We start from the raw sequence: 21,197 nt of genomic DNA on the forward strand, positions 1-21,197 counted from the left end.
GGTCTGGTCCTTTCGTTCGGATCGATGAATTAGCCCGTTGAATCACGTCTCGAGCAAACACGGCTAACCAACTTTTTTGACTCAGTTTTGGCGCTCAACGCACGGGACCTTGAAGGTTGGCCGAAGCACCTAAAACTTCGTCATCCCTGGGCGAAGCAGGAGCGAAGCTCCGTCGCGGAGACCCTGGGATCCATGCCGCGACCTTAGTTGTAGAGCGCAGCGGAGCAGAATCCTGCCCCGTGGCAACGCACCGGAGTCCCGGCATGGATCCTGAGGTCTGCCCCGCGTCGCTTCGCTCCTTGCTTCGCCCCAGGATGACGAAGTGGTCGTCGTGTCGGCTAATCCTGAAGCCTGCAGCAAAGATTGTCAGATATATCGGGTATTCCTCGAACACGCCCTAATGCACCGCCGCGTACATGATCTTCTCCTCCGTCGCCTCCGCCGGGGAAAACTCCTCGACGATGCGGCCCTGCCGACAGACCAAAATGCGATCCGACAGGTTCATGATCTCCGGCAAATAGGACGAGATGACAACGACCGCGAGGCCCTCGTCGGCCAGCCTGTTGATGATCTGGTGGATCTCGGCGATGGCGCCCACATCGACGCCGCGCGTCGGCTCGTCGAATATGACGATGCGCGGCTTCTGTACCAGCCCCTTGCCGATCACCACCTTCTGCTGGTTGCCGCCGGACAGCTCGACCACGCGCGCATTGTCGTTGATCGCCTTGATGTTCAGCGTCTTGGTCCATTCGGCCGAAAGCTGACGCATCTCCTGCTGGTTGATCACCCACGACTGTTCGCGGCCTGCCGCCAGCAGCCCGCCGAACAGGTTCTCGGCAATGCCCATCGTTTCGAAGATACCTTCGCTCTTGCGGTCCTCGGTGACATAGACGATGCCGTCCGCCACGGCTTCGCTCGGCACGAGATAGCGCACCGGCCTGTCGTCCAGCTCGATCGCCCCACCGCGCAAAAAATCGCGCTTGTAGATGCCCGACACGATCTTGAAAGTCTCGGTGCGGCCGGAACCGATCAGCCCGAACACGCCGGTGATCTGGCCTTCGAAGATCGAGAAGGAATTGTTGCGCACGACATTGCTCATCGAGATGTCCTGCACCGAGAGCACCTTCTTGCCGGCCTTGCGCAGCTTGGCTTCGTCGCGCTGGCGGTAAATCTGTCCCGACAGCGTTCGCCCGACCATAGCGGCGACGATCTTGTCGCGGTCGAAGGTTGATGTGTCGTCGGTGATGACCAGTTCGCCGTCGCGCAGGATGGTGATGCGGTCGGCGATCATCAGAGCCTCTTCGAGAGCATGGCTGATGAAGACGATCGACACACCGTTCGCCTTCAGCCGCCGGATCAGCGCGAAGAAATGCCGCTTCTCCTCCGGCGTCAGCGTCGCCGTCGGTTCATCGAAGATGATGATCTCGGCATTGTGGTGCACGGCGCGCGCGATCTCGACCATCTGCCGCTTGGCAGCACCCAGTGTCGCCACCATGGCGTTGGGATCGACCGGAAAATTCAGCGACTGCAGGAACTGCTGTGCTGAAATATACGTGCCGCGCAGCCGGTTGAGGAATTTTTCAGTACCGAGATAGAGGTTTTGCGCCACCGTCATCGACGGCACCAGGCTGGTCTCCTGGAACACCATGGCGATGCCGGCCTCGAGCGCCGCATGCGGCGAGGCGTAGGCGATCTCCCGCCCCTTGTGGAACATCCTGCCTGACGTGGCGTCGACCACACCGGCGATGATCTTGGTCAGTGTCGACTTGCCGGCACCATTCTCGCCGAGCAGCGCATGGATTTCGCCCTTGCGCAGTTCGAAGCTGACGTTCTTCACCGCGGGCACGCCGCGGTAATTCTTGGTGACGTTTTCGAGGCGAACGATCGGTTCCATCAGAAACCTCCCGAGGCAAGATCGACGGCCAGCACGCAATCGCCACCCCTGGACCCAATGAACAGCTCGCCGCCTTTCTCCACCACGCTGCAGATGCCGTGGCGCGTGCCGTTGGCGCGGCTGTGCAGGCTGAATTGTGGTTGCATCTCCCGGTCGAGCCGGACCACCAGCCCGTAGGAGCGGCTGGGCGACCATGGCTTGTGAATGCCCATCGTGCGGATGCCGCCGCATTGCAGCGGCTCGAGGAAACTGCGGTTTGATACCAGCGCCGGGGCAATCCAGTAGGCCGGCGGCACCTGGTCGATCATGTCCTGACGGTAATGCGTCTCCTGCAGCACGAATTCGATCAACCGGTTGCGTGGGGCGAACAGCGTCAGCCACGCCCCGCCATCGCCAGCAGGCGACAGCCGCGCGGGATAGCCAGGCAGATGCGTCAGCACCGTCGAGCGGTTGCCGGTCGCGCCATCGAAACGGACAAGCTGGTGTCGCCAGCTTTCGCTGACCAGCACATCGCTGCCAAGGATGTGAAGTCCATAGGGAAAAGCGATGTCGCCAGCCACCTTGCGGAACTCGCCACCCGCCGCCCGCCCCCAAAGCGAACCGGACGCGCCCTTCTTCATCAGGTCGGCGGCCCATTGCGACGGCGAGAATTCGGCCGAACCATTGGCAAGCCACAGCGTACCGTCTCCTGCATAGGCAAGCGCGGTGATGCAGCCAATCCCTGCCGGCAAGGACAACTCCCTGCCCGCGATCAACAGCTTGCCGCTCTCCAGCCCCACCGTCAGTTCGCCTGAAGGCGACAGCGTCAGCGCCGTGACGGGAGATGGAAAGGTCCCGACCACGGCAGGTTTCACACCAACGGCAATCGCATAGACGGCGTTGCCGCTGGAGGCCAGCAGTCGGCCATCGGCAACCAGCAGATTGTCCGGCTCGGTCAGCTCGGCGAACGCCGGCGCATCATCGAGCCGCGTGTTGGGGCGGAAGGCGCCGTCGAGCGGCGGGATAGTCACCGCCTTGCCACGAAACATATCCAGGATCGGATCGAGGATCATGGCTTCGCTCCCCAGTAGGAGGCAGGGCTGGTCCAGCTCGGGTCGGCGCCGGCAATTTTGTAGCGGCCGATGCGATTGTTGAGGATGCCGCCGACGAAGAGATATCCCTTGTGCTCGCGCATCGAGGTGACCATTGGGTGCGCCCCGCCTGTCAAGTCGCCCATCGCCTCGACGATGCCGCCCTTTTCGTTGAATTTCACCACGCCGCCGGTGTTGATGTTGGGAAACAGCCATTCGTCCTGCGGCAGCCGGCGCGTCATGCGCTTGCGCATGTCGGGATGGCGCAGCGAGAGGTCGAAGCTCGGCGTGCGCATGCCCAGCCACGCCATCCAGTAATTGCCGTCCGACGCCCGGTTGATGTTGTCGGGGTAACCCGGCATGTCGCGGATGACGCATTCGGCGGTGCCGGCCTTCGGCCCTTCCAGCCAATAGCGGTGCACCCGGCAGGCCCAGCTTTCGGCGAAGAACAGCGACTTGCCGTCATGCGCCATGCAGACACCATTGGTGTAGCGGTAGCCATCGAGCAGCGTCTTCGTGGAACCGTCCTTCGGATCGTAGACCAGCAGCCGGCCTGTGGCGCGGTTTTCGATCGAATCCAGCGCCCAATCATGGGCATCATACCGCTTGGTCGAGTCCGTAAAATAGATGCGGCCGTCCGGCGCGATGTCGCAATCATTGGGATCGCGCAGCCGCGCATCGTCGACGATCGACGTCCAGGAGCGCGACGTCTCAGCCGACAGCCGTTTCACTTCGCGCTGCGGCGAAACCGAATACAGCCCCATGGCTCCGACGCAGCTGATCAAATTGCCCGACTTGTCGAAAGCCAGCCCCAGCGGAAACCCGCCGATATGGGCGAACACTTCCGACCTGACATAGTCCGGCGCGAAGAAGCGGACGATCTCGCCATGGCGCGTGCCGCAATAGAGATTGTCATCGCGGTCAAGGATGACGTCTTCTGGCCCTTCCAGCTCACCGAGCCCGATATGGTCCGCAGCCGATAGTCGGTTGTCGAGGGCGTAAGGCGTGCCGGAGCCCGGCACCGCGGACTGTGTTTTGCCCATCTTGAGATAGACCGGCGCGACATAGACCTCGTTGAGCACCTTGTGGCGGTTCTTCAGCCAGCGGATGTCGATGGTCACCGCCACCGCCAGCATGATGCCCAGTACCATCTGGTTGGTGCCGGTGCCGTAGCCAAGCCGGATCAGCCCATTCGTCATGGTGAGCACGATGATGGCGCCCATCAGGCCCTTGATCACCGAGCCGCGCCCGCCGCCGAGGCTGACGCCGCCGACCACCGCCGCGGTCAGCGCCATGATCTCGAGGTTGAGGCCTGTGCCCGGCCCTGCCCCGCTCAGGCGGCAAGCGATGAGAAAGCCGCCGATCGAGGCGCAGAAACCGGAAAAGACATAGGTCATGAACACGGTACGGCGCACCCGGATGCCGGCATTGTGCGCCGAGCGCCGGGAGCCACCCACCGCCAGCACATGCCAGCCGGGACGTGAACGTGTCAGCGCGATATGGGTGACGATGGCAAGGATGATCGCCAGCCATACCGAAACGGACAGGCCCCAGAAAGTGCTGTCGCCGATGAAATCGAGCACGTCGGACGTAGCGGTCGAAAGCTGTACGTCGGCGGCATAGGTGGTGACCAGGATGTCGAACAGCGCCCGCCCGAAGATGAAGGTGACGAGCGTGGTGAGGAAGGCACGCAGCCGCAGGTACCCGACGAGATAGCCGTTGATCGCGCCGAAGACTAGACCGGTGGCGAGGGAGGCGGCCAGCGCCAGCCAGATCGATTGTTCAAGGATGAAGAAGACATAGACCGCGGAAAAGCAGGACAGCGCGAAGATCGAGCCGACCGAGAGATCGATGCCGCCGCCAAGCATCACCACGGTCATGCCGGTGACCACCATCGAGAATTCGCCGAGTTGCCGGGTCGATTCCTGCAGCGAGGAGAGCTTGAAGAAGCCTGGAATGATCGCGCCGAACACGCCGAGCGTCGCCACCAGCGCCAGGAACGGAATGGCGTTGTCGGTCCAGCGCTTGGTCAGGATCTCGCCGACCAGATGGTCGGGCACGAGATTGTAGCGCCAGGACTGCAGGCGTTCGCGAAAGGTCATCGGGTCACTGCGGGCACGAGAGAACAAGGAAAGAGAAGAGGTGGCCGGAATTGTCCGGCCACCTCGCTGATACCAGCTGAAGGCAATCGGTTTACTTCGCCGCTGCTTCGGCCTGCAGCGCCTTCAGGTCCCAGCAGCTGTCCGGCTTGAGATCGGCCTTCGTCGTCGCCTTCTCCAGCGTATAGATGTAGGTGTGCGAGGTGCCGGCCGGCTGGCCGCTCTGCAGCAGGAATTTGATGATAGCGTTCATGTCGCCCGACTGCCGGGCAAGTTCCGTCATGACGACAGCACCGTAAGTGCCGTCCTGCAGCTTGTCGCAGTCGGCTGCCTTTTCGCCGCCGCCGGTCGTGACCAAAAACACCTTGCCGTCGAGCTTGGCGTCGCGGATCGCGGCGGATGCGCCGGTCGCGTCACCATCCCAGAAGTCGATGATCGAGCAGATGTCCGGGTTCTGCTGCAGCATGGTCGTCGTCACGTTGCGCGAGGTCGTGGCGTCCCAGTTGGAGTCGGGCTTGGCCACGACCTTGAAGTCGGGATGCTTGTCCAGCACCTTCATGATGCCGGCATACTGGTACAGGCTGGAAGAGTTGGCCTGGTCGCCCTGCACCAGCCCGATCTTCTTGGACGAGTTCTCGCCGCAGCCCTTGATCGCGGCTTCGGCTTCGAGCTGGCCGAGCCGGTCCCAGTCGCTGCCGACAAAGGCGTCGGCGGGGAAATTCGCCGGATTGTCGACGAGGATCACATAGGTGCCGGCGGCCTGCGCCTTCTTCATCAGCTTGGAATAGGAGTTGAGGTCCGGCGCATGGATGATCAGCACATCGGGCCTCGTGTCCGACGAGATCGCATCGGTGATCGCCTGCGCTCCGGCATCGACCACCCAGTTCGGATCACGCGTCTCGAATGTGCCGCCCCAGGCCTCGACCTCCTTCTTCAGGTAATGTGCCCAGCCCTGCGCCAGGTCGAAGCCCATCGCCAGCGGCACCAGCATGACGCGCTTGCCTTTCAGCGCTTGCGCATAGGCAGCGGGGCCTGGATCGTCGGCGGCGAAGGTCGGCGCCACGAAGGCGGTGACGGCAAGGGCCGTGGCCGCCGCCATGAGTGTTCTGATCAGTTTCATGTGTCATCCTCTGGTTCGGTTTTCATTGCCGGCCGATCGCCCCCGATCGCGCCGGGTACCCCGAGCAAGATGGGCTAGCCCATCTGCTCTAAATGTCGCCCTGCTGCGCTGTCTGTTCATCACGTGGATTGATGATGCCGTCGATGATGATGGCGCCAAGCAGGATCGCCGCCTTGATCAGGTTTTGGTAGAGCAGCGGAATATCGATGATGGTCATGGCGTTGAGCAGGACGCCGATGAGTGCTGCCCCGACCAGCACGTTGCGCACCCCGCCTCGCCCGCCCGACAGCCCGATGCCGCCGATCACCGCCACCAGCACGATGTCGTAGAGCAGCGTCGAATTGACGACACGCGTGTTGATCGAATGCAGGCTGGCCGCGGTCAAAAGGCCGGCGATCAGTGCCACGAAAGCGGACAGCACATAGCGCAGCACCAGCATCGGCCGTACCGGAATGCCGATATTGCGCGCCGCGACCGGATTGTCGCCGGCGAAATAGATATAGCGGCCCCATTTGGTGTAGCGCAGGAACAGGAAGAACAGGAAGGCGAGACCCGCGAAGACGAACACCTCGATCGGGACGTCGAGGAAGCGCAGGCCGCCGAGCAGTTCCACCCAATGGCCCTGCGGCACCGGCACCGCGTCCTGGGTGATCAATTGCGAACGGACATAGCCGAAGACAAAGGAGCCGGTCGCCAGCGTGACGAAGATCGCCGGCACATCGGCGTAGGCGACGAGAAAGCCGTTGAGCAGGCCGATGGCGAGCACGCCGGCCAGCACATAGGTGAAGGCCAGCCCATCCGGCGTTCCGGTATTGAGCAGTTGCAGATACCAGGCGACCGACATCGCCATGATCGCCACCGCCGACAGGTCAATGCCGCGGCCGATGATGACGACCGCCATGCCCAGCGCCAGAATACCCAGCACCGAGACCGAGCGGACGATGGCGACGAGATTGTTGGGATCTATGAAGCGAGGCAGGGCTATAGCCGCTGCAACGAACAGCACCACCGCTATGGCAAAGACAATGCCTTCCTGATTCAGGCTCCTGAAGTTCAGCCAGCCGCCCATGTTCATTGTCTGCTTTCACCCCGGTGGCAGCGCTGCCGTCCCTGGGAGAGAAAGCTAATCGGCTCAACGCCGCTTCGTCAAATGAATCCGCGTTCAAAAGGCGGGCTGGCGATGAGATTCGCAAAGTGGACGCATCGATTGCCGAATCTGGCGCAATGCCCGGAAACTCCTGCGCTTTTGGCAATTGTTTGTGTCATCGTCCGTGCCTGCGGATATACAGCATCAAGGCGAAAGGCGAAGACGGATTTAACCCTGCGGTCGGCGGGAAAATTCGATTTCAGTTCCGGCAATATGGCCCGAGACCTCAGCGCCGGCGGTCTTCGGCAACCCCAGGAAACGGAACGATGAAACCAGTCCGATGACGCCGATCACCAGGAAGGCTGCTCGAAAATCGACGAGATCGAGCGCCGGCCGGTCCCTGGCGATCTGCGACAGGTTGAGGATCGCCGCCGCCACGGCAACGCCGAACAGCATCGCCACCTGCTGCAGCATGGAGGATAACGTCGCCGCGGAGCTGCGCTGACCAGCCGCGATATCGGCGAAGGCCAGCGTGTTGAGCGCGGTGAACTGCATCGAGCGCGTCAGGCCGGCGATCAGCATCAGCGCCACCACCAGGGCCTGAGGCGTCTGTGGCGAGATCGCCGCGCACGCCATGATCGATGCGGACGCGATGATGCCGTTGACGACCATCACCGAGCGAAAGCCGAAGCGGCGCAGCGTCGGCGTCGTCACCGTCTTCATGCCGAGATTGCCGAGGAAATAGGCCAGGATCATCATGCCGGCATCGACCGGCGATAGCCCGAAGCCGACCTGGAACAGCAGCGGCAAAAGGAATGGCGTGGCGTTGATTGCCACCCGGAAGATGGTTCCGGCGGCGAGCGTCGAGATGGCGAAGGTCTGCACCTTGAACGAGGAGAGGTCGAGCAGCGGATGCGGCGCGCGACGGAGATGCCGCACCGCTACCCAGCCGACGACGATGCCTGCAACGATCAGCCCCACCGTCGGCCAGACGCCATCTTCCGGATGCGCGATGCGCTCGAGACCATAGAGCAGGCAGGCGAGCCCCAGCGAGGTCAGGAAAAACCCCGGCCAGTCGAGTGGCTTGGCATCGGCTTCACGGTCGCCCGGGATGAAACGGGCGACCAGCGCCAGCCCGATCATGCCGAGCGGGATATTGATGAAGAAATTCCAGTGCCAGGACAGATAGGTGGTGATGAAGCCGCCAAGCACCGGCCCGACGACAGGCGCGAAGAGCGCCGGCCAGGTGATCAGCGCCGTGGCGTTGAGCAATTCGGATTTCGACGCGTTGCGCAGCACCAGGATGCGGCCGACCGGTGTCATCAGCGCGCTGCCCAGGCCCTGCACGGCACGGGCAACGACAAATTCGGTCAGGTTCTGCGAAAAGCCGCAGGCGAGCGAAGCCAGAGTGAACAGCGCGATTGCCGCGAGGAAGATGTTGCGTGCGCCAAAACGGTCGGCGAGCCAGCCCGACAGCGGTACGAACACCGCCATGGTCAGCATGTAGACGGTGATGCCGATGCTCATCGCCACCGCCGGCACGCCGAAGGAGGCGCCCATCTGCGGCAGCGAGGTCGAGATGATAGTCGAATCCAGCAGTTGCATGAAAAAGGCGATGGCGACGATCAGCGCCACACGCCGCGAATTCCCGGCTGGGTCGGCTGAAGCTTCGGTCTCGGAAATGGCTGTCATGACGGACCGCTTTGAACAGCATTTGGCCGACTGCGTCCAGACAACAGCCAACAAACTTTCGTGTCGCGCCGCGGCCTGTTATGGATGGGCGGGGTGGCCGAGGAACAGCGTGCGCATGAAGCCCATCTATATCGACTATCTCAATGCCCTGGACATCAAAGCGCTTGCCATGACCGATGCCGAGATCATCGGCGCGGTCGAGGCCGGGCTCGTTGCGCAAGGCAAGGGCCAGACAGTGATCGAGCCGCGTGTCCACCTCGAACCCGACCCGTCCTTCCACGGCCATTTCAATGTCTTGCGCGGCTACGTGGCGCCGCTCGACGCGGCCGGCGTGAAAATCGTCGGCGACTTTGTCGACAACTATCTTCATGGCCTGCCGTCGGAATTCGGCATCCTCAATTTGTTCGACCCGCGCACCGGCGCGCCGCGCGCCATCCTCGACGCCACCGTCATCACCGACATGCGCACAGGCGCCGTCACCGCGATCGGCGCCGAACACCTAGCTCGCAAGAATTCGAAGGTGCTCGCCCATATCGGCGCACGCGGCACCGCCTATTGGAACGTGCGCCTGCTCGACCATCTCTTCGATTTCGATGAGATCCGCGTCCATTCGCGCCGGCCGGAAAGCCGCGATGGCTTTGCAGCAAAACTCTCCGCCGACCTTGGCAAACCCGTCACTGCGGTCGCCGACTGGGAGAGCTGCGTCAAGGGCGCCGACATTGTCGTCGAAGCATCGCGCCTGCCCGAGCCGCAGCCGTTGCTGAAGACAGAATGGATCAAGCCGGGCGCGCTGGTCGTCCCCTATGGCACGATGAGCGCGGTGGAGCTGTCGCTGACCGACATCATGCAGAAGATGGTCGTCGACGATTGGGGCCAGTGCAAAGGCGGCAAGTTCGGCTCGCTGCGCGCCCATGTCGAGGCCGGACGGCTGAGCGAAGCAACGCTGCATGCCGAACTCGGCCAGATCGCCGCCGGACTCAAGCCAGGACGGCAAAGTGACGACGAAACAATCCTGTTCTGGCATCGCGGCCTGTCGCTGTCCGACATAGCGCTCGGCAAGGCGATGCTGGCCAAGGCAAAGGCGCAAGGCATCGGCCAAAGGTTGCGCTTCGCATGACCGCGCTCGTCCTAACGGGGGCTGGCGTCAGAATCGGCGATGTCGCCGCTGTCGCCCGCGAGGCGCGCAAGGTGGAAATCGAACCCGATGTCATTGGCAGGCTGGAGAAGGCGCGAAAAGTGCTCGATCAGGCCGCGGCCTCCGGCCAGCAGATCTACGGCCTGAACACCGGGCTCGGCGCCAATCTCGGCACATCGGTCGAGGGTGACGCCAGCGCCTTCCAGCGTCAGTTGCTGGAAGGCCGCAGCGGCGCGGTCGGTGAAGCGCTGCCGGTCGAAGCCGTGCGCGCCACCATGCTCGCCCGCCTGACAATGTTGTCGGCCGGCGGATCCGGCCTCTCCCCGTCAGTCTTTGTCGCCTTGGCCGATGCGCTCAACGCCGGCGTCCATCCGGTGATGCCGTCGCTGGGCTCGATCGGCGCCGGCGACCTTGTGCTGATGACGGCGCTTGCTCGCCTGCTGATCGGCGAAGGCGAGGCTGATTATCAGGGAAGGCGCATGCCGGCGGTCAAGGCGCTGATGATGGCCCGCCTCGGCCCCATCGGCCTGGCGCCCAAGGATGGGCTGTCGCTGATCAACGCATCCGCCGTCTCCGCCGGCAGCGGCGCGCTTGTTGTCACGGACGCGCTGTCGGCTCTGGCCCAACAGCAGCAGGCTGGCGCGTTGACTATGGAAGGGATCGGCGCCAACCGCGCCATCCTCGATCCTCGCCTGCACATGGCGCGGCCGGCCGCCGGCCAGCAGGAAGCCGCCAAGGCGCTGCATGATCTTCTCGCCCGCGACGAAGCGCCGGCGCCCACCACCATACAGGATCCGCTGTCGATCCGCTGCATGCCCTCGATCCATGGCGCACTGATCGAGGCGATCGGCCAGGCAAGACGCGCCGTCGAGATCGAACTCAATGCCGCCGCCGACAATCCGCTGGTGCTGGGCGACGACGGCGTGGTGATGTCGACTGGCAACTTCCACACGGCGGCGCTCTCGCTCGCCTTCGAGACGCTAGGCCTCGCAATCGCGCAATGCGCCGCCGCAAGTGCCGCCCGCTTCATCCAGCTCACCGGCTCGGGCCGCAACGGCCTGCCCAAGTACCTGTCGCCGGTCGGTGGCGCCTCGGCCGGCTTCGTGCCGCTGCAGAAGACGGCGACATCGATCCTGGCCGCCATCCGCCACAAGGCCAATCCGGTGATGCTCGATTTTCTCCCGGTTTCGGAAGGCGTCGAGGATCACGCCACGCAGACGCCGCTGGCGATATCGAAATGCGCGGACATGATCGTACTGTGGCGCCGGTTGATCGCTTTCGAACTGATGGCCGCGGCACAGGCAATCGACTTGCGTGAAGGGTTGACGCTGGCGCCACGCACATCAGCTGTCCACACGGCGATACGCGCGCTCGTTCTGACGCTGAAGGGTGACCGGCCGCTCGGCGTCGATGCGGAAGCACTCCACGCCGCACTGGCCGGCAGCGCGTGGCAGCCGGCCTTATCCCCGGCCGACCTTGTCGAGGAACAGGCGTAGCTCGGCCGGATCCATGTGCACGATGTGCCGGTCCTCGGGATAGGCGCCGCCGTTGACGTCGGCGACGAATTCGGAAAATGCCGCCACCCGTTCCGCCTGCAGCCGGTCATACTCGGCGGCGAAGTTGCGATAGACCTTGGAGTGGCGGGGCATGTGACCCCTGTTCTGGCCAAGGATGTCATCGGCGAACAGATATTGCGCGTCGCAGCCCGTGCCCGCGCCCATCGACAGCATGATCAGCGACGTGCGCTCCGAGATCGCCTTGGCGACCTCGACCGGTACCACCTCGATCTCGGCGCCGATGGCGCCGGCCGCCTCCAGTTGCTTCACCGCCTCGAAGACCTGCATGGCCGTGTCGGCGGACTTGCCGACCGCCTTGAAGCCGCCGGTCCAGGTCGCACGGGAAGGAATGAGGCCGACATGGCCGATGACGGGAATGGCATCGTCCGCCATCCGCTTGATGGTTGCGTAGCCGGCACTGCAATAGACCGCGTCGGCGCTTGCCTTATAGAGCCGGAAGGCCCAGCGGACGAAATCATCCGCGGTGCCGATTTCGAAGAAATTGTCGCCGGGCATGGTGAACAGGCTGGGTGCCGCATCGCGGTATTGCGGATTGAGCACCAGTTCGGGCGGCACCGAGACGATGTCGACCCCTGCCCGTTCGGCGGCCTCCGCCTCGTCCAGGGTCAGCACCCGCAGCATGGTCAGTTGCCGCTTGCCCTTCATGGCGCGCAAATCGGCGACGGTCGGTCTCTTTCGGCTCATTAAAACGTCCCTCTGTTGGTTACCATCGCGATGCCGATCGGTTGATCATGCCCCCGCTTCAGATCTGGATCATCACCTTACCGGCCTCGACCTTCACCGGATAGGTCGCGAGGTTGACGCAGACCGGCGCGCCCTTGGCCTGGCCGGTCTTGTAATTGAAGCGGCCATTGTGCTTGGGACATTCGATGATGTCGTCCATCACAAGCCCGTCGGCCAGATGCGCCTTTTCATGCGTGCAAAAACCATCGGTGGCGAAGAATTCGTCGTCCGGGGAGCGATAGATCGCGAAGCTCCGCCCACCATGGTCGAAGCGGATGACATCCTCTTCCTCGACATCGTCCACCGCGCAAGCTTCAACCCAATCGGCCATCTCAATCTCCTGCAACCATTCGCGATCGCTATTCGGCCGCCGCCGACATATCGACCTCGTGGAATTCGCCGCGATAGGGCCTCGCCGTCGGCGGCAATTCGCGCTTGAGGTAGTAATCCTCGTATTTCAGCTGCCTGAGCAGGACCGGCCAGACCTCGCGATAGGCATGCCACATCGAGGGATTGGGCGCGGGCAGATCATGCTTGATCAGTTCGTGCAGCCTGGGCAGCGCATGATAGGGCACCATCGGGAACATGTGGTGTTCCACATGATAGTTCATGTTCCAGTAGATGAACCGGCTGATCGGGTTCATGTAGACGGTGCGCGTGTTGAGCCGATGGTCGACGACATTGTCGGCCAAGCCGACATGCTGCAGCAGGCCGGTCGTCACCATGTGCCAGGTGCCGTAGAGGCGCGGCAGACCGATCAGCACCAGCGGTATCCATGACCTCAGCGCGATCGCCAGGGCGATTGTCGCCACATAGATCGCGACGTGCCAGCGGGCGGCGACCACGGCCTTATGCTGTTCCATCTCGGGGATATAGCTCTTCTCCTCGTCCGACAGCGTGCCGAATGCCTGGCGCACCAGCGTCGGCAGCGAATAGCGGAAATCGAGAATGCCGGTGAAGGCAAGCGCGGCCTTCAACAGATCCGGCGGACGCATGACGGCGATCTCGGCATCGCGGCCGACGATGATGGTGTCGGTGTGATGGCGGGCATGGCTCCAGCGCCATTGCACAGGATTGCGCATCAGCATGAACGAGGCGATGTGGTAGACGACATCGCTCATCCAGCGCGTACGGAAGGCCGTGCCATGGCCGCATTCGTGCCAGCGCGAGTCGCTCGACGAGCCGTAGAGCACGCCGTAGACGAACAGGAACGGCACCATCCACCACGAACCCCAGAACCAGACGATACCGGCGGCCGAACCGACGATCGCGACAATCCAGATGACGGTGTCGCGGATCGCCGGCCCGTCGGAACGCTGCATCAGTTCCTTCATCGCCTTGCGTGGGACGTCGGTATGGTACCATTCGGCCGAGGCAAGCCCGGTCTCGATCGCCGCCCTGGTGCTTTCGCCGACAAGGCTGTAGTCGCGCTTCTTTGCCATCGTCGTCACACTGACCTCCAACCGTCGCGCACCGCTGGCAATCCGGTCCGCCGGCCGGAGGGCTTGCTTTGGATAAATGTCGCACTCATGTCCTGCCGGCCAGTCTTGGAAAGTTTCCGGAAGGCTGAGGATAATCCTGCGCGGGCTGTCGGGCGATAGCCGCGATCCTGGCTTCGGCCGCTGCGATCTCACCGGCGCCATCGAGAACCCGGAACACCGCGTCGTACGCCCGGTTTTCGCCATGCTCCAGCCAGATCATCTCGCCGCGCTCGCGGGCGGCGAGATCACCGAGCACGTGGTGAGTCGATGGCTCTATGCCCAACGCGTACTGCCCGGCCTGGAAATTCTGCCACTGATAGGCACACGGCAACTGGTCCTTGCGCGTCACCAGTTCGAGACCGAGCCCAATACGGTCGTTGACGACGGCCAGCGGCACCTCGCCATGGGCATCGGCAGCCATCTCATGCTGCCAGACCTGTTCGCTGAAGCTTGGTTGCGGCGCCGGCACCGTGCGATAGCCGACCCTCTGCGCCTCGTAGCGCTCGCCGGCATGGCCGGCCCAGACGACGTCGCGGATCGGTGCCAGATAGCGGGAGCCCTCATCCAGCAAGGGATGGCTGACATTGACGTGGTAGAAATACATATGCGGCGTGCGGTTGAAGCCGTGATTGACGACACGGTCGGAAAGCCGGATTTCGTTGCCGCCGACATCGGCCTCGATGCGCCGGACGAGATGCAGATCCTCGGCGAACACCGCCGACTGCTGGACGAGGCCTTCGGCCCACAGCACGCAGCGGTCGCCGTCCCAACGCTCGCCATAGCCGGTGAGCCGCGCCGGGATCGTACCGACACGGCCATGCAGCGAATGGAGCACCGTCTTCTTGCCCGGGTAGTTGTAGCTGTCGGCCGGCACGTCTTCGCGGGCCAGAATATGATCGAGGCCACAGGTGACCAGCAGGCCGGAGAAAGAGCGCGCCCAGGCCAACCCCCCTTCCCCTTCATACTCATGCAGGCCGGGATTGCGAAAACCGCTCGGCGAATGCCAGCCGATCGCCTGCCCCCTATAGTCGCAATCGGCGATGTCGAGCGCCCGGTCGACCAGCGCGGTGAAGCGCAGGCCCGAGCCGGTGCGGAATTCGAGCATGCGGATGCCGCGCTCCACACCGTCGCCGAGCGTCATCAGCCGCACGCCGGCGAATTGCGACAGCATGCCTGATCGCTCGGCCACTTGCCGGCGCGACAGCGTCTTGCCGTAAAGCTCTACCATGCGACGCCCTTCACTTTGCCCTCGCCTCCCTGAGCAAGGCCGACATGTCGGCGCCGGTGATGATGCTCTCCACGGTCAGAAGATCGGTGTCGGCGACCGTCTGTTCGGCGACGATCTCGCCCCGCCGCATGACGACGATGCGGTCGGCGACCTGGAAGACATGGTGGATGTTGTGGGTGATGAGCAGCACCGAATGGCCGGCGTCGCGCACCTCCTTGACGAAACGCAGCACGCCGTGGGTTTCCTCGACACCGAGATTGTTGGTCGGCTCGTCGAGGATGATGACCTTGGCGGCAAACTGCATGGCGCGCGAGATGGCGATCGACTGCCGCTCGCCGCCCGACAACGTCGAGACCAGCGCGTCGGCGTCGAGCTTTTTGGAAATGCCAACGCGTTTCAGCAATTCGGAAGCGGCCTTGCGCAACTTTGCAAGATCGAGCGGCGCGAACACGCCGAGCCAACCGAAATTGACCGGCTCGCGGCCGAGGAAAAGATTGCGCGCGATGCTGAGGTCCGGCGCCAGCGACGTGTCCTGGTGGATGGTCTCGATGCCGAGATCCATCGCATCGCGCGTCGAGCGGATCGAGACCTTCTCGCCACGCACAAAGATATCGCCCCGGTCGACAGGGAACACGCCCGAGATCGCCTTGATCAGCGTCGATTTGCCCGCGCCATTGTCGCCAAGCAGCGCCACCACCTCGCCTTCCCGCAGTGTCAGCGAGGCATTCTTCAGCGCCCGCACGCTACCGAAGGACTTTTGCAGGTTCTGCAGCCGAAGTACTTCTTGCATCATCGTCAGCCCCTTGCGGCGTTCTTCTGCAGCAAAGCGTGCAGGATGAGCATGGCGAGGATGATAAGGCCGACGAAGATGTTGTAGGCGAGCCCCGGCACGCCAATCAGCACGATGCCGTTTCGGATGGCACGCAGCATCAGCGCGCCGACGATTGTGCCGAGGATCGTGCCGCGTCCGCCGGTCAGCGCCGTGCCGCCGACCACCACCATAGCGATCACCTCCAGCTCATAGCCGGTGCCGGCCACCGGCGAGGCGGCCGAGATGCGGAAGGCGCTGATCATGCCGGCAAGGCCGGCCAGCACCGAGGTCGCGATGAACAGCCAGATCTTCACGGTGTCGGCGGGAACGCCGCGCGCCACCGCCGCGTTGCGATTAGAACCGATGGCGCTGATCCAGTTGCCGAGCTTGGCGTGACGTAGGATGTAGATGGCAAACAGCGACAGGCCGATGAACCACCACAGCGAGGTATAGAAGCGGAACGAACCGATGTTGAAGCTGCCGGCGAGTAGCGTCACGAAGAAGCCCGGCTGGTCCCAGGATTTCAGCGGAAAGCCTTGCGTGATGTAGAGCGCTGCCCCGCGCACGACGAGCAGCATCGACAGCGTCACCAGGAAGGAGGAAATGCCGATCTTGGTGACGATCAGCCCGTTGATCGCGCCGATCGAGATGCACAGCACTAGTCCGGCCAGAAGCGCGACACTTATATCCACGCCGCCATTCTGCACCAGCAGCATCACCACCACTGGCGCCAGTCCAAACACAGCGCCTACCGAAAGATCGAATTCGCCTGCCGTCAAAAGCAGTGTCATGCCGAGCGCGATGATCCCGAGCTCGGGCAGGAATGCCATCATGTTGGAGATGTTGAGCGGCGACAGGAAATTGGCGTCGGCGACAGCGAAGACCGCCAGCAAAATGATGAGGATGACGAAGGAGGAGAATTGCGGCGAGCGCATCAGGCGCGATCTGCCCTTCACTCTCGGCGCGTCGTCTTCTGCGGCAATTGTCATGACTGCTTGGACCATGCTTGAAAGACGCCCGCCGCCTTGGCAGCGGGCGCTGGTTTTTCTCATTTCTTGTCGTAGAGTTTCAGGATCGGCTCGACGCAGGAGGCATCGTAGAGACCGAAAGTGTGGACGTCGTAGCCGATCGGCTCGCCAGAGGCGGCAAGCCCGAGCAGCGCCACCGGCATGAAACCTTGCGCCGACGGGTACTGCCAGGCGGCGGCGTTGACGAAGCCGTCCTTGACGGCCTGCGCCGTCTCCTTGGAATTGCCCCAGCCGACGACCGGGATCTTGCCTGCCGGCACACCGGCGCCATCGAAGACGCGCCTGACGCTGGCCGCCACGGAATCGCCGAGCGCGATGATCGCCGGCGGATTGTTGGCGACCATGTAGTCGGTCATCTTGGCGATGATGCCAGCCGGATCGGTGCCGCAGTCAACCACGTCATATTTGATCCCCAACGGATCGAAAACACTGGCGATGCCCTCGGTCTCGAGTTGCTGGTAGCTGGCGCCGGGAACCTCGACCGGCAGGAAGACCTTGTCGCCCTGCTTCACCATCTTTTGGTCCACCAGATATTTGGCCCAGGTGACGCCGGCTTCCCTGAGGTCCGCGCCGACATAGGCCTGCCGCCCTGTCGCCGGATCGTCGGTATTGAAGAACACGATCGGGATGCCGGCCGCCTTGGCTGCTTTCACCTCCTCCGTCCACAGGCCCGGCTGTGCCGACGTGGTAGCGATACCGTCGGGCTTTGCGGCAAGGGCAGAGTTGAAGGCCTCCTTTTGCGCCGCCATGTCGCCGCCGCTGAAGGAGATCTTGCAGGTCACCTTGAGTTGGTCGCAGGCCTTGGTCGCGCCGGCGTTCCAGTCGATCCAGAACGCATCCGACGGACCGCCATGCGACAAGAGATAGAAGGTCTTCTGGCCGTCCTGCGCCTGCGCCGCCGTGCCAAGGGCAACGCCGGCGAGCACTGTCGCGGCGGCCGCCAATTTCAATGCGAATTTCAACATTCTTTCCTCCCTTGTTTGAAGCCGCGCCGCCATGCATCGGGCGGCGCGGCGGGCCATCACAGGCCGTTGGCGCGGAATTTTCCATCGAGGAATGTCTTGGCGCGCGGTACGTCGTCCTCCGACAGGTGCTCGATGATCACAGGGATGTTCGGATGCTTCTCGGCCAGCCGCTGGAGATAGAGGTCGTAGTTCAGCGAACCGAGGCCGGGCGCCGGCAGTTCGATCTCGCCAACGCCGCGGAAGGTGTGGCTTTCCATCGCGTCTGCGTCGCCGATGTCGGCATGCTTCTCCGACTTGTCGTCGCCCGAGCGCTTGACGTCCTTGGCGTGCGCGATCTTGATCTTGTCGGTCAGCGTGTCGAACACCTGGTTCAGGATCTGATCCATCCGGTCGATGTTGTGGGTCTCGAAATAATTGGTCGGGTCCATTAGAAGGCCGAGGCCGGGATGGTCGACCTGCGCGAACATCTTCACCGTCTCCTCGACCGAGCCGACGACGTTGTTGACATAGGTTTCGAGCAGGAACACCGCACCGTGGTCATAGGCCGTCTGGGCGAGGTCCGCGATCACCTTGCGGCACTCCTCGAATCCTTCCTCGGTCTTGTTCTTGGGGTGATGCACCCAGTCGGATTCCGTGTTGTAGGTGCCGGTTTCCGAAATCACGTAAGGCGAGCCAAACGCGCGCGCATTGCGGATGATCTCCTTGAGATAACCGACGCGCTTCTCGCGTTCGGCCTTGTCGGGATGAATGATGTTGGTGTAGCCCGACACGCAGCAGACCGGCAGGTTGTGGTCGCGGAAGACGTCGCGCACCTTCTTGGCCTTGTCCTTGGTGATCTGGCCGGCCGACAGGTCGACATCCCTGAAATGCAGGTCGAGCTGCACCGTGTTGAAACCGAGCCCGCGGATTTTCTTCGCCGTCTCTTCGAGACCGTACGGGAAATAGCCCGTGAAAATGCCTGCCTGCATCATGATGTGAATTCCTCCCAGTAAGCGATTCAGTTGCCAGTGATTTCAGCTGCCGGTGATTTCAGCTGCCGGTGATTTCAGCTGCCAGTGATTTCAGCTGCCAGTGATTTCAGCTGATTGAGTTTGTCGAGATTTCGGAGAGCTTGACGGTGCGGCCCGACGCGATCGAGCGGTAGCCCGCCTCGACCAGCGCCATGGTCTTGACGTTGTCGGCGACGGTGAGCGCCGGCGGCGTGCCGGTCTTCACGGCGTGCTGCAACTGCTCCATCACGCCGATGAAGGCATGCGGGAACCACATCGTCTCCCAGCTTGGGCTGATCCATTCGCCGCCGGTCGTGTCGGCCGAGGCGTAAGTCAGTGTCGAGGCAGCACCCGTCGGCCAGCCGATCGTGCCCTTGGCAACGCCCTTGGTGCCGTCGACCCGCCAGTTGATGTGCTGATCGTCCTTGTAGCCGTCCAGGCGCGGACCCGACCATACGTCCTCCAGCGATACGGCGAGCACGCCGGACGGGAAGCGCAGGGTCGAGACGGTGATGCCGTCGGAATGGTCGAATGTCGTGCGCGGATCCTTGCGCGTCAGCGTCGTGATCTCGTCGGGATCGCCGAACAGGAAGCGCAGCACGTCGAGGTGATGCACGCTCATATTGGCGAGTGTCAGCCGGTCATAGCCCTGAAGGAAGGTCTGCCAGTGCGGGATGGCATGCATGTCGATCTGCGCGAAGACGATGTCGCCGAGCGCGCCGCTCTCGATGATCTGCTTCAACACGCGCATCGACTGGTCGTAGCGCATGTTCTGGTTGACCGAGAGGATCTTGCCGGCCTTCGCCGCCTCGTCGCGCAGCCTGACGGCTTCCTCGACCGACAGCGCCAGAGGCTTCTGTGCCAGGATCCCCTTGATGTGGCTCTGCTTCAGCGCATGGCGGATCAGCGCCGGCTGCTGGTCGGGCGGAAAGGCGAGGTCGATGATCTCGACGTTTGCATCCTCGATCAGCTGTTCCGGTGTGTCGTGGACGGTCGGGATGTTCCAACGGTCGGCGACCTTTTGCGCATTCGCCTTGGTGCGCGAGGCGATCGCCACCACCGGGAATCCCGCCTCCTTGTAGGCAGCCAAATGGCACTCGGCCATGATCATGCCGGCGCCGACGCAGCCGATCCGGTATTCCTTCGTGCGGACCTTCACATCCGGCTCGAAGCCCTTGTCTGTCATGCCTTCCTCCCGAAATCCTGTCCGCGCGGCCGCATTCATCTTGCCAACGCGCCTCCGCCCTGTCCGAAATAATGCACCCGTGCCGGCTCGCAGGATATTGCCACCATCGCGTCAGGCGTGATGTCAGGCTGGCCGCGCAGCAAGGCCTTCAGCCGCGCCTGCCCGGCGGCGAGCGTCACCACGGTGTAGCCGCCAAGCGGCTCGACCTCGAACACCCGCGCCGGGCGACCCGAGCTCGCCTTCTCATTGTCGCTCCAAGGTTTGACCTTGATATCCTCCGGCCTCAGCCCGATCTCAACGGCGTCGGCCGGCGCCGCGCGGTCAGCGATGCTGAGCGCGCCTTCGGCGGCCTCGACACTGCCCTCGCCGCCGCGAACGGATTTAAGAATATTCATGACAGGCGAACCGAGCAGCCGCGCCACATAAGTGCTGGCCGGGCGGTCATAGATCTCGGCCGGCGCGCCGATCTGCCTGATACGGCCATTGTCCAGGATGGCGATGCGGTCGGCGATCGACATCGCCTCTTCCTGGTCGTGGGTGACATAGATCAGCGTCTTGCCGAGCTCGCGCTGGATGCGCTTCAGCTCGACGCGCGTTTCCTCGCGCAACCTTGCGTCGAGCGCCGAGATCGGATCGTCCATCAGATAGGCATTGGGATCGCGCACCAGCGCACGCGCGATCGCCACGCGCTGCCGCTCGCCGCCCGAAAGCTGCGCCGGCGGCTTGTGCAGGATATGGCTGATATGCAGCTTGGCCGCGACGTCAGCGACGCGTTTCTTGATATCGAGCTCGGCGACCCGGCGCTCGACCAGCGGGAATCGGACATTGTCGAGCGCGCTCATATGCGGGAACAGCGCCAGGTTCTGGAACACCATGGCGACGTTGCGCTCGGCCGGCGACACCGCGTTGACCGGCTTGCCACCGATGAGGATTTCGCCGGCATCCGGCGTTTCCAGCCCGAGCACTAGGCGCAGGATTGTCGACTTGCCCGACAGCGGCGGCCCGAAGAAGCAGAAGAACTCGTTGTCGTTGACGGTGAACGAGGCATCGTCGACAGCGAGCGTCGTGCCGTAGCGTTTGGTGACATTGCGGAAGACGATGTCGGCCATGGT

18 protein-coding genes are annotated in these 21,197 nt (G+C 63.2%); 2 read left to right on the forward strand and 16 right to left on the reverse strand.

Annotated elements, in window-relative coordinates:
* Window positions 1-397: 397 nt before the first annotated feature.
* From FJ492_RS05995 to FJ492_RS06020, 6 genes are all read right to left on the reverse strand, one after another.
* Window positions 398-1,894, reverse strand: a complete 1,497-nt coding sequence (locus FJ492_RS05995; RefSeq protein WP_140713639.1) for a sugar ABC transporter ATP-binding protein — start codon at window positions 1,892-1,894, stop codon at window positions 398-400.
* Window positions 1,894-2,946 carry an SMP-30/gluconolactonase/LRE family protein gene (locus tag FJ492_RS06000; RefSeq protein ID WP_140768975.1) on the reverse strand — a complete coding sequence of 351 codons (1,053 nt, stop codon included), beginning with the start codon at window positions 2,944-2,946 and terminating at the stop codon, window positions 1,894-1,896. The genes FJ492_RS05995 and FJ492_RS06000 overlap by 1 nt, the downstream gene beginning before the upstream one ends.
* On the reverse strand, window positions 2,943-5,066 hold the full coding sequence (locus tag FJ492_RS06005; RefSeq protein WP_140768977.1) for an SMP-30/gluconolactonase/LRE family protein: 2,124 nt from the start codon (window positions 5,064-5,066) through the stop codon (window positions 2,943-2,945). The genes FJ492_RS06000 and FJ492_RS06005 overlap by 4 nt, the downstream gene beginning before the upstream one ends.
* 91 nt (window positions 5,067-5,157) lie before the next feature.
* Window positions 5,158-6,183, reverse strand: coding sequence for a sugar ABC transporter substrate-binding protein (locus FJ492_RS06010; protein WP_027141528.1), 1,026 nt, complete (start codon window positions 6,181-6,183; stop codon window positions 5,158-5,160).
* Between the two features lie 88 nt (window positions 6,184-6,271).
* Window positions 6,272-7,258 carry an ABC transporter permease gene (locus FJ492_RS06015; RefSeq protein WP_140768979.1) on the reverse strand — a complete coding sequence of 329 codons (987 nt, stop codon included), beginning with the start codon at window positions 7,256-7,258 and terminating at the stop codon, window positions 6,272-6,274.
* 240 nt (window positions 7,259-7,498) lie between these two features.
* Entirely contained in the window at window positions 7,499-8,962 is a 1,464-nt protein-coding gene (locus tag FJ492_RS06020; RefSeq protein WP_140502291.1) for a DHA2 family efflux MFS transporter permease subunit, read from the reverse strand.
* 115 nt (window positions 8,963-9,077) lie between these two features.
* Between FJ492_RS06020 and FJ492_RS06025 the strand changes: the two genes are divergently transcribed.
* Entirely contained in the window at window positions 9,078-10,079 is a 1,002-nt protein-coding gene (locus FJ492_RS06025) for an ornithine cyclodeaminase family protein (protein ID WP_140502290.1), read from the forward strand.
* On the forward strand, window positions 10,076-11,593 hold the full coding sequence (gene hutH / locus FJ492_RS06030; protein WP_140768981.1) for a histidine ammonia-lyase: 1,518 nt from the start codon (window positions 10,076-10,078) through the stop codon (window positions 11,591-11,593). The genes FJ492_RS06025 and hutH overlap by 4 nt, the downstream gene beginning before the upstream one ends.
* Here hutH and FJ492_RS06035 read toward each other — a convergent pair.
* The 10 genes from FJ492_RS06035 to FJ492_RS06080 all read right to left on the reverse strand — a co-directional run bounded on the left by FJ492_RS06035 (window position 11,558) and on the right by FJ492_RS06080 (window position 21,194).
* Entirely contained in the window at window positions 11,558-12,358 is an 801-nt protein-coding gene (locus tag FJ492_RS06035; protein ID WP_027141523.1) for a 3-methyl-2-oxobutanoate hydroxymethyltransferase, read from the reverse strand. The two genes, hutH and FJ492_RS06035, sit on opposite strands and share 36 nt — an antisense overlap.
* A gap of 58 nt (window positions 12,359-12,416) precedes the next feature.
* Window positions 12,417-12,728, reverse strand: coding sequence for a MocE family 2Fe-2S type ferredoxin (locus FJ492_RS06040; protein WP_140502288.1), 312 nt, complete (start codon window positions 12,726-12,728; stop codon window positions 12,417-12,419).
* Between the two features lie 28 nt (window positions 12,729-12,756).
* On the reverse strand, window positions 12,757-13,839 hold the full coding sequence (locus FJ492_RS06045; protein WP_140769017.1) for a fatty acid desaturase family protein: 1,083 nt from the start codon (window positions 13,837-13,839) through the stop codon (window positions 12,757-12,759).
* A gap of 85 nt (window positions 13,840-13,924) precedes the next feature.
* Window positions 13,925-15,106 carry an aldose 1-epimerase family protein gene (locus FJ492_RS06050; protein ID WP_140768983.1) on the reverse strand — a complete coding sequence of 394 codons (1,182 nt, stop codon included), beginning with the start codon at window positions 15,104-15,106 and terminating at the stop codon, window positions 13,925-13,927.
* Between the two features lie 10 nt (window positions 15,107-15,116).
* Window positions 15,117-15,899, reverse strand: coding sequence for an ATP-binding cassette domain-containing protein (locus tag FJ492_RS06055; RefSeq protein WP_140747723.1), 783 nt, complete (start codon window positions 15,897-15,899; stop codon window positions 15,117-15,119).
* 2 nt (window positions 15,900-15,901) lie between these two features.
* Window positions 15,902-16,906: an ABC transporter permease gene (locus FJ492_RS06060; protein ID WP_246675902.1), complete on the reverse strand. Its 1,005-nt coding sequence runs from the start codon at window positions 16,904-16,906 to the stop codon at window positions 15,902-15,904.
* A gap of 59 nt (window positions 16,907-16,965) precedes the next feature.
* Window positions 16,966-17,910: a substrate-binding domain-containing protein gene (locus FJ492_RS06065; RefSeq protein WP_140768987.1), complete on the reverse strand. Its 945-nt coding sequence runs from the start codon at window positions 17,908-17,910 to the stop codon at window positions 16,966-16,968.
* Between the two features lie 56 nt (window positions 17,911-17,966).
* Window positions 17,967-18,881 (reverse strand): sugar phosphate isomerase/epimerase, encoded by a 915-nt coding sequence (locus tag FJ492_RS06070; protein ID WP_140502282.1) that lies wholly within the window; start codon window positions 18,879-18,881, stop codon window positions 17,967-17,969.
* Window positions 18,882-18,987: 106 nt separating this feature from the next.
* Window positions 18,988-20,085, reverse strand: coding sequence for a Gfo/Idh/MocA family oxidoreductase (locus FJ492_RS06075; RefSeq protein WP_140768989.1), 1,098 nt, complete (start codon window positions 20,083-20,085; stop codon window positions 18,988-18,990).
* 35 nt (window positions 20,086-20,120) lie between these two features.
* Entirely contained in the window at window positions 20,121-21,194 is a 1,074-nt protein-coding gene (locus FJ492_RS06080) for an ABC transporter ATP-binding protein (RefSeq protein WP_140768991.1), read from the reverse strand.
* Between the last annotated feature and the right edge of the window lie 3 nt (window positions 21,195-21,197).

The sequence above is a fragment of the Mesorhizobium sp. B2-5-4 genome (assembly GCF_006441095.1).
In the GTDB taxonomy this organism is placed as follows: domain Bacteria; phylum Pseudomonadota; class Alphaproteobacteria; order Rhizobiales; family Rhizobiaceae; genus Mesorhizobium; species Mesorhizobium salmacidum.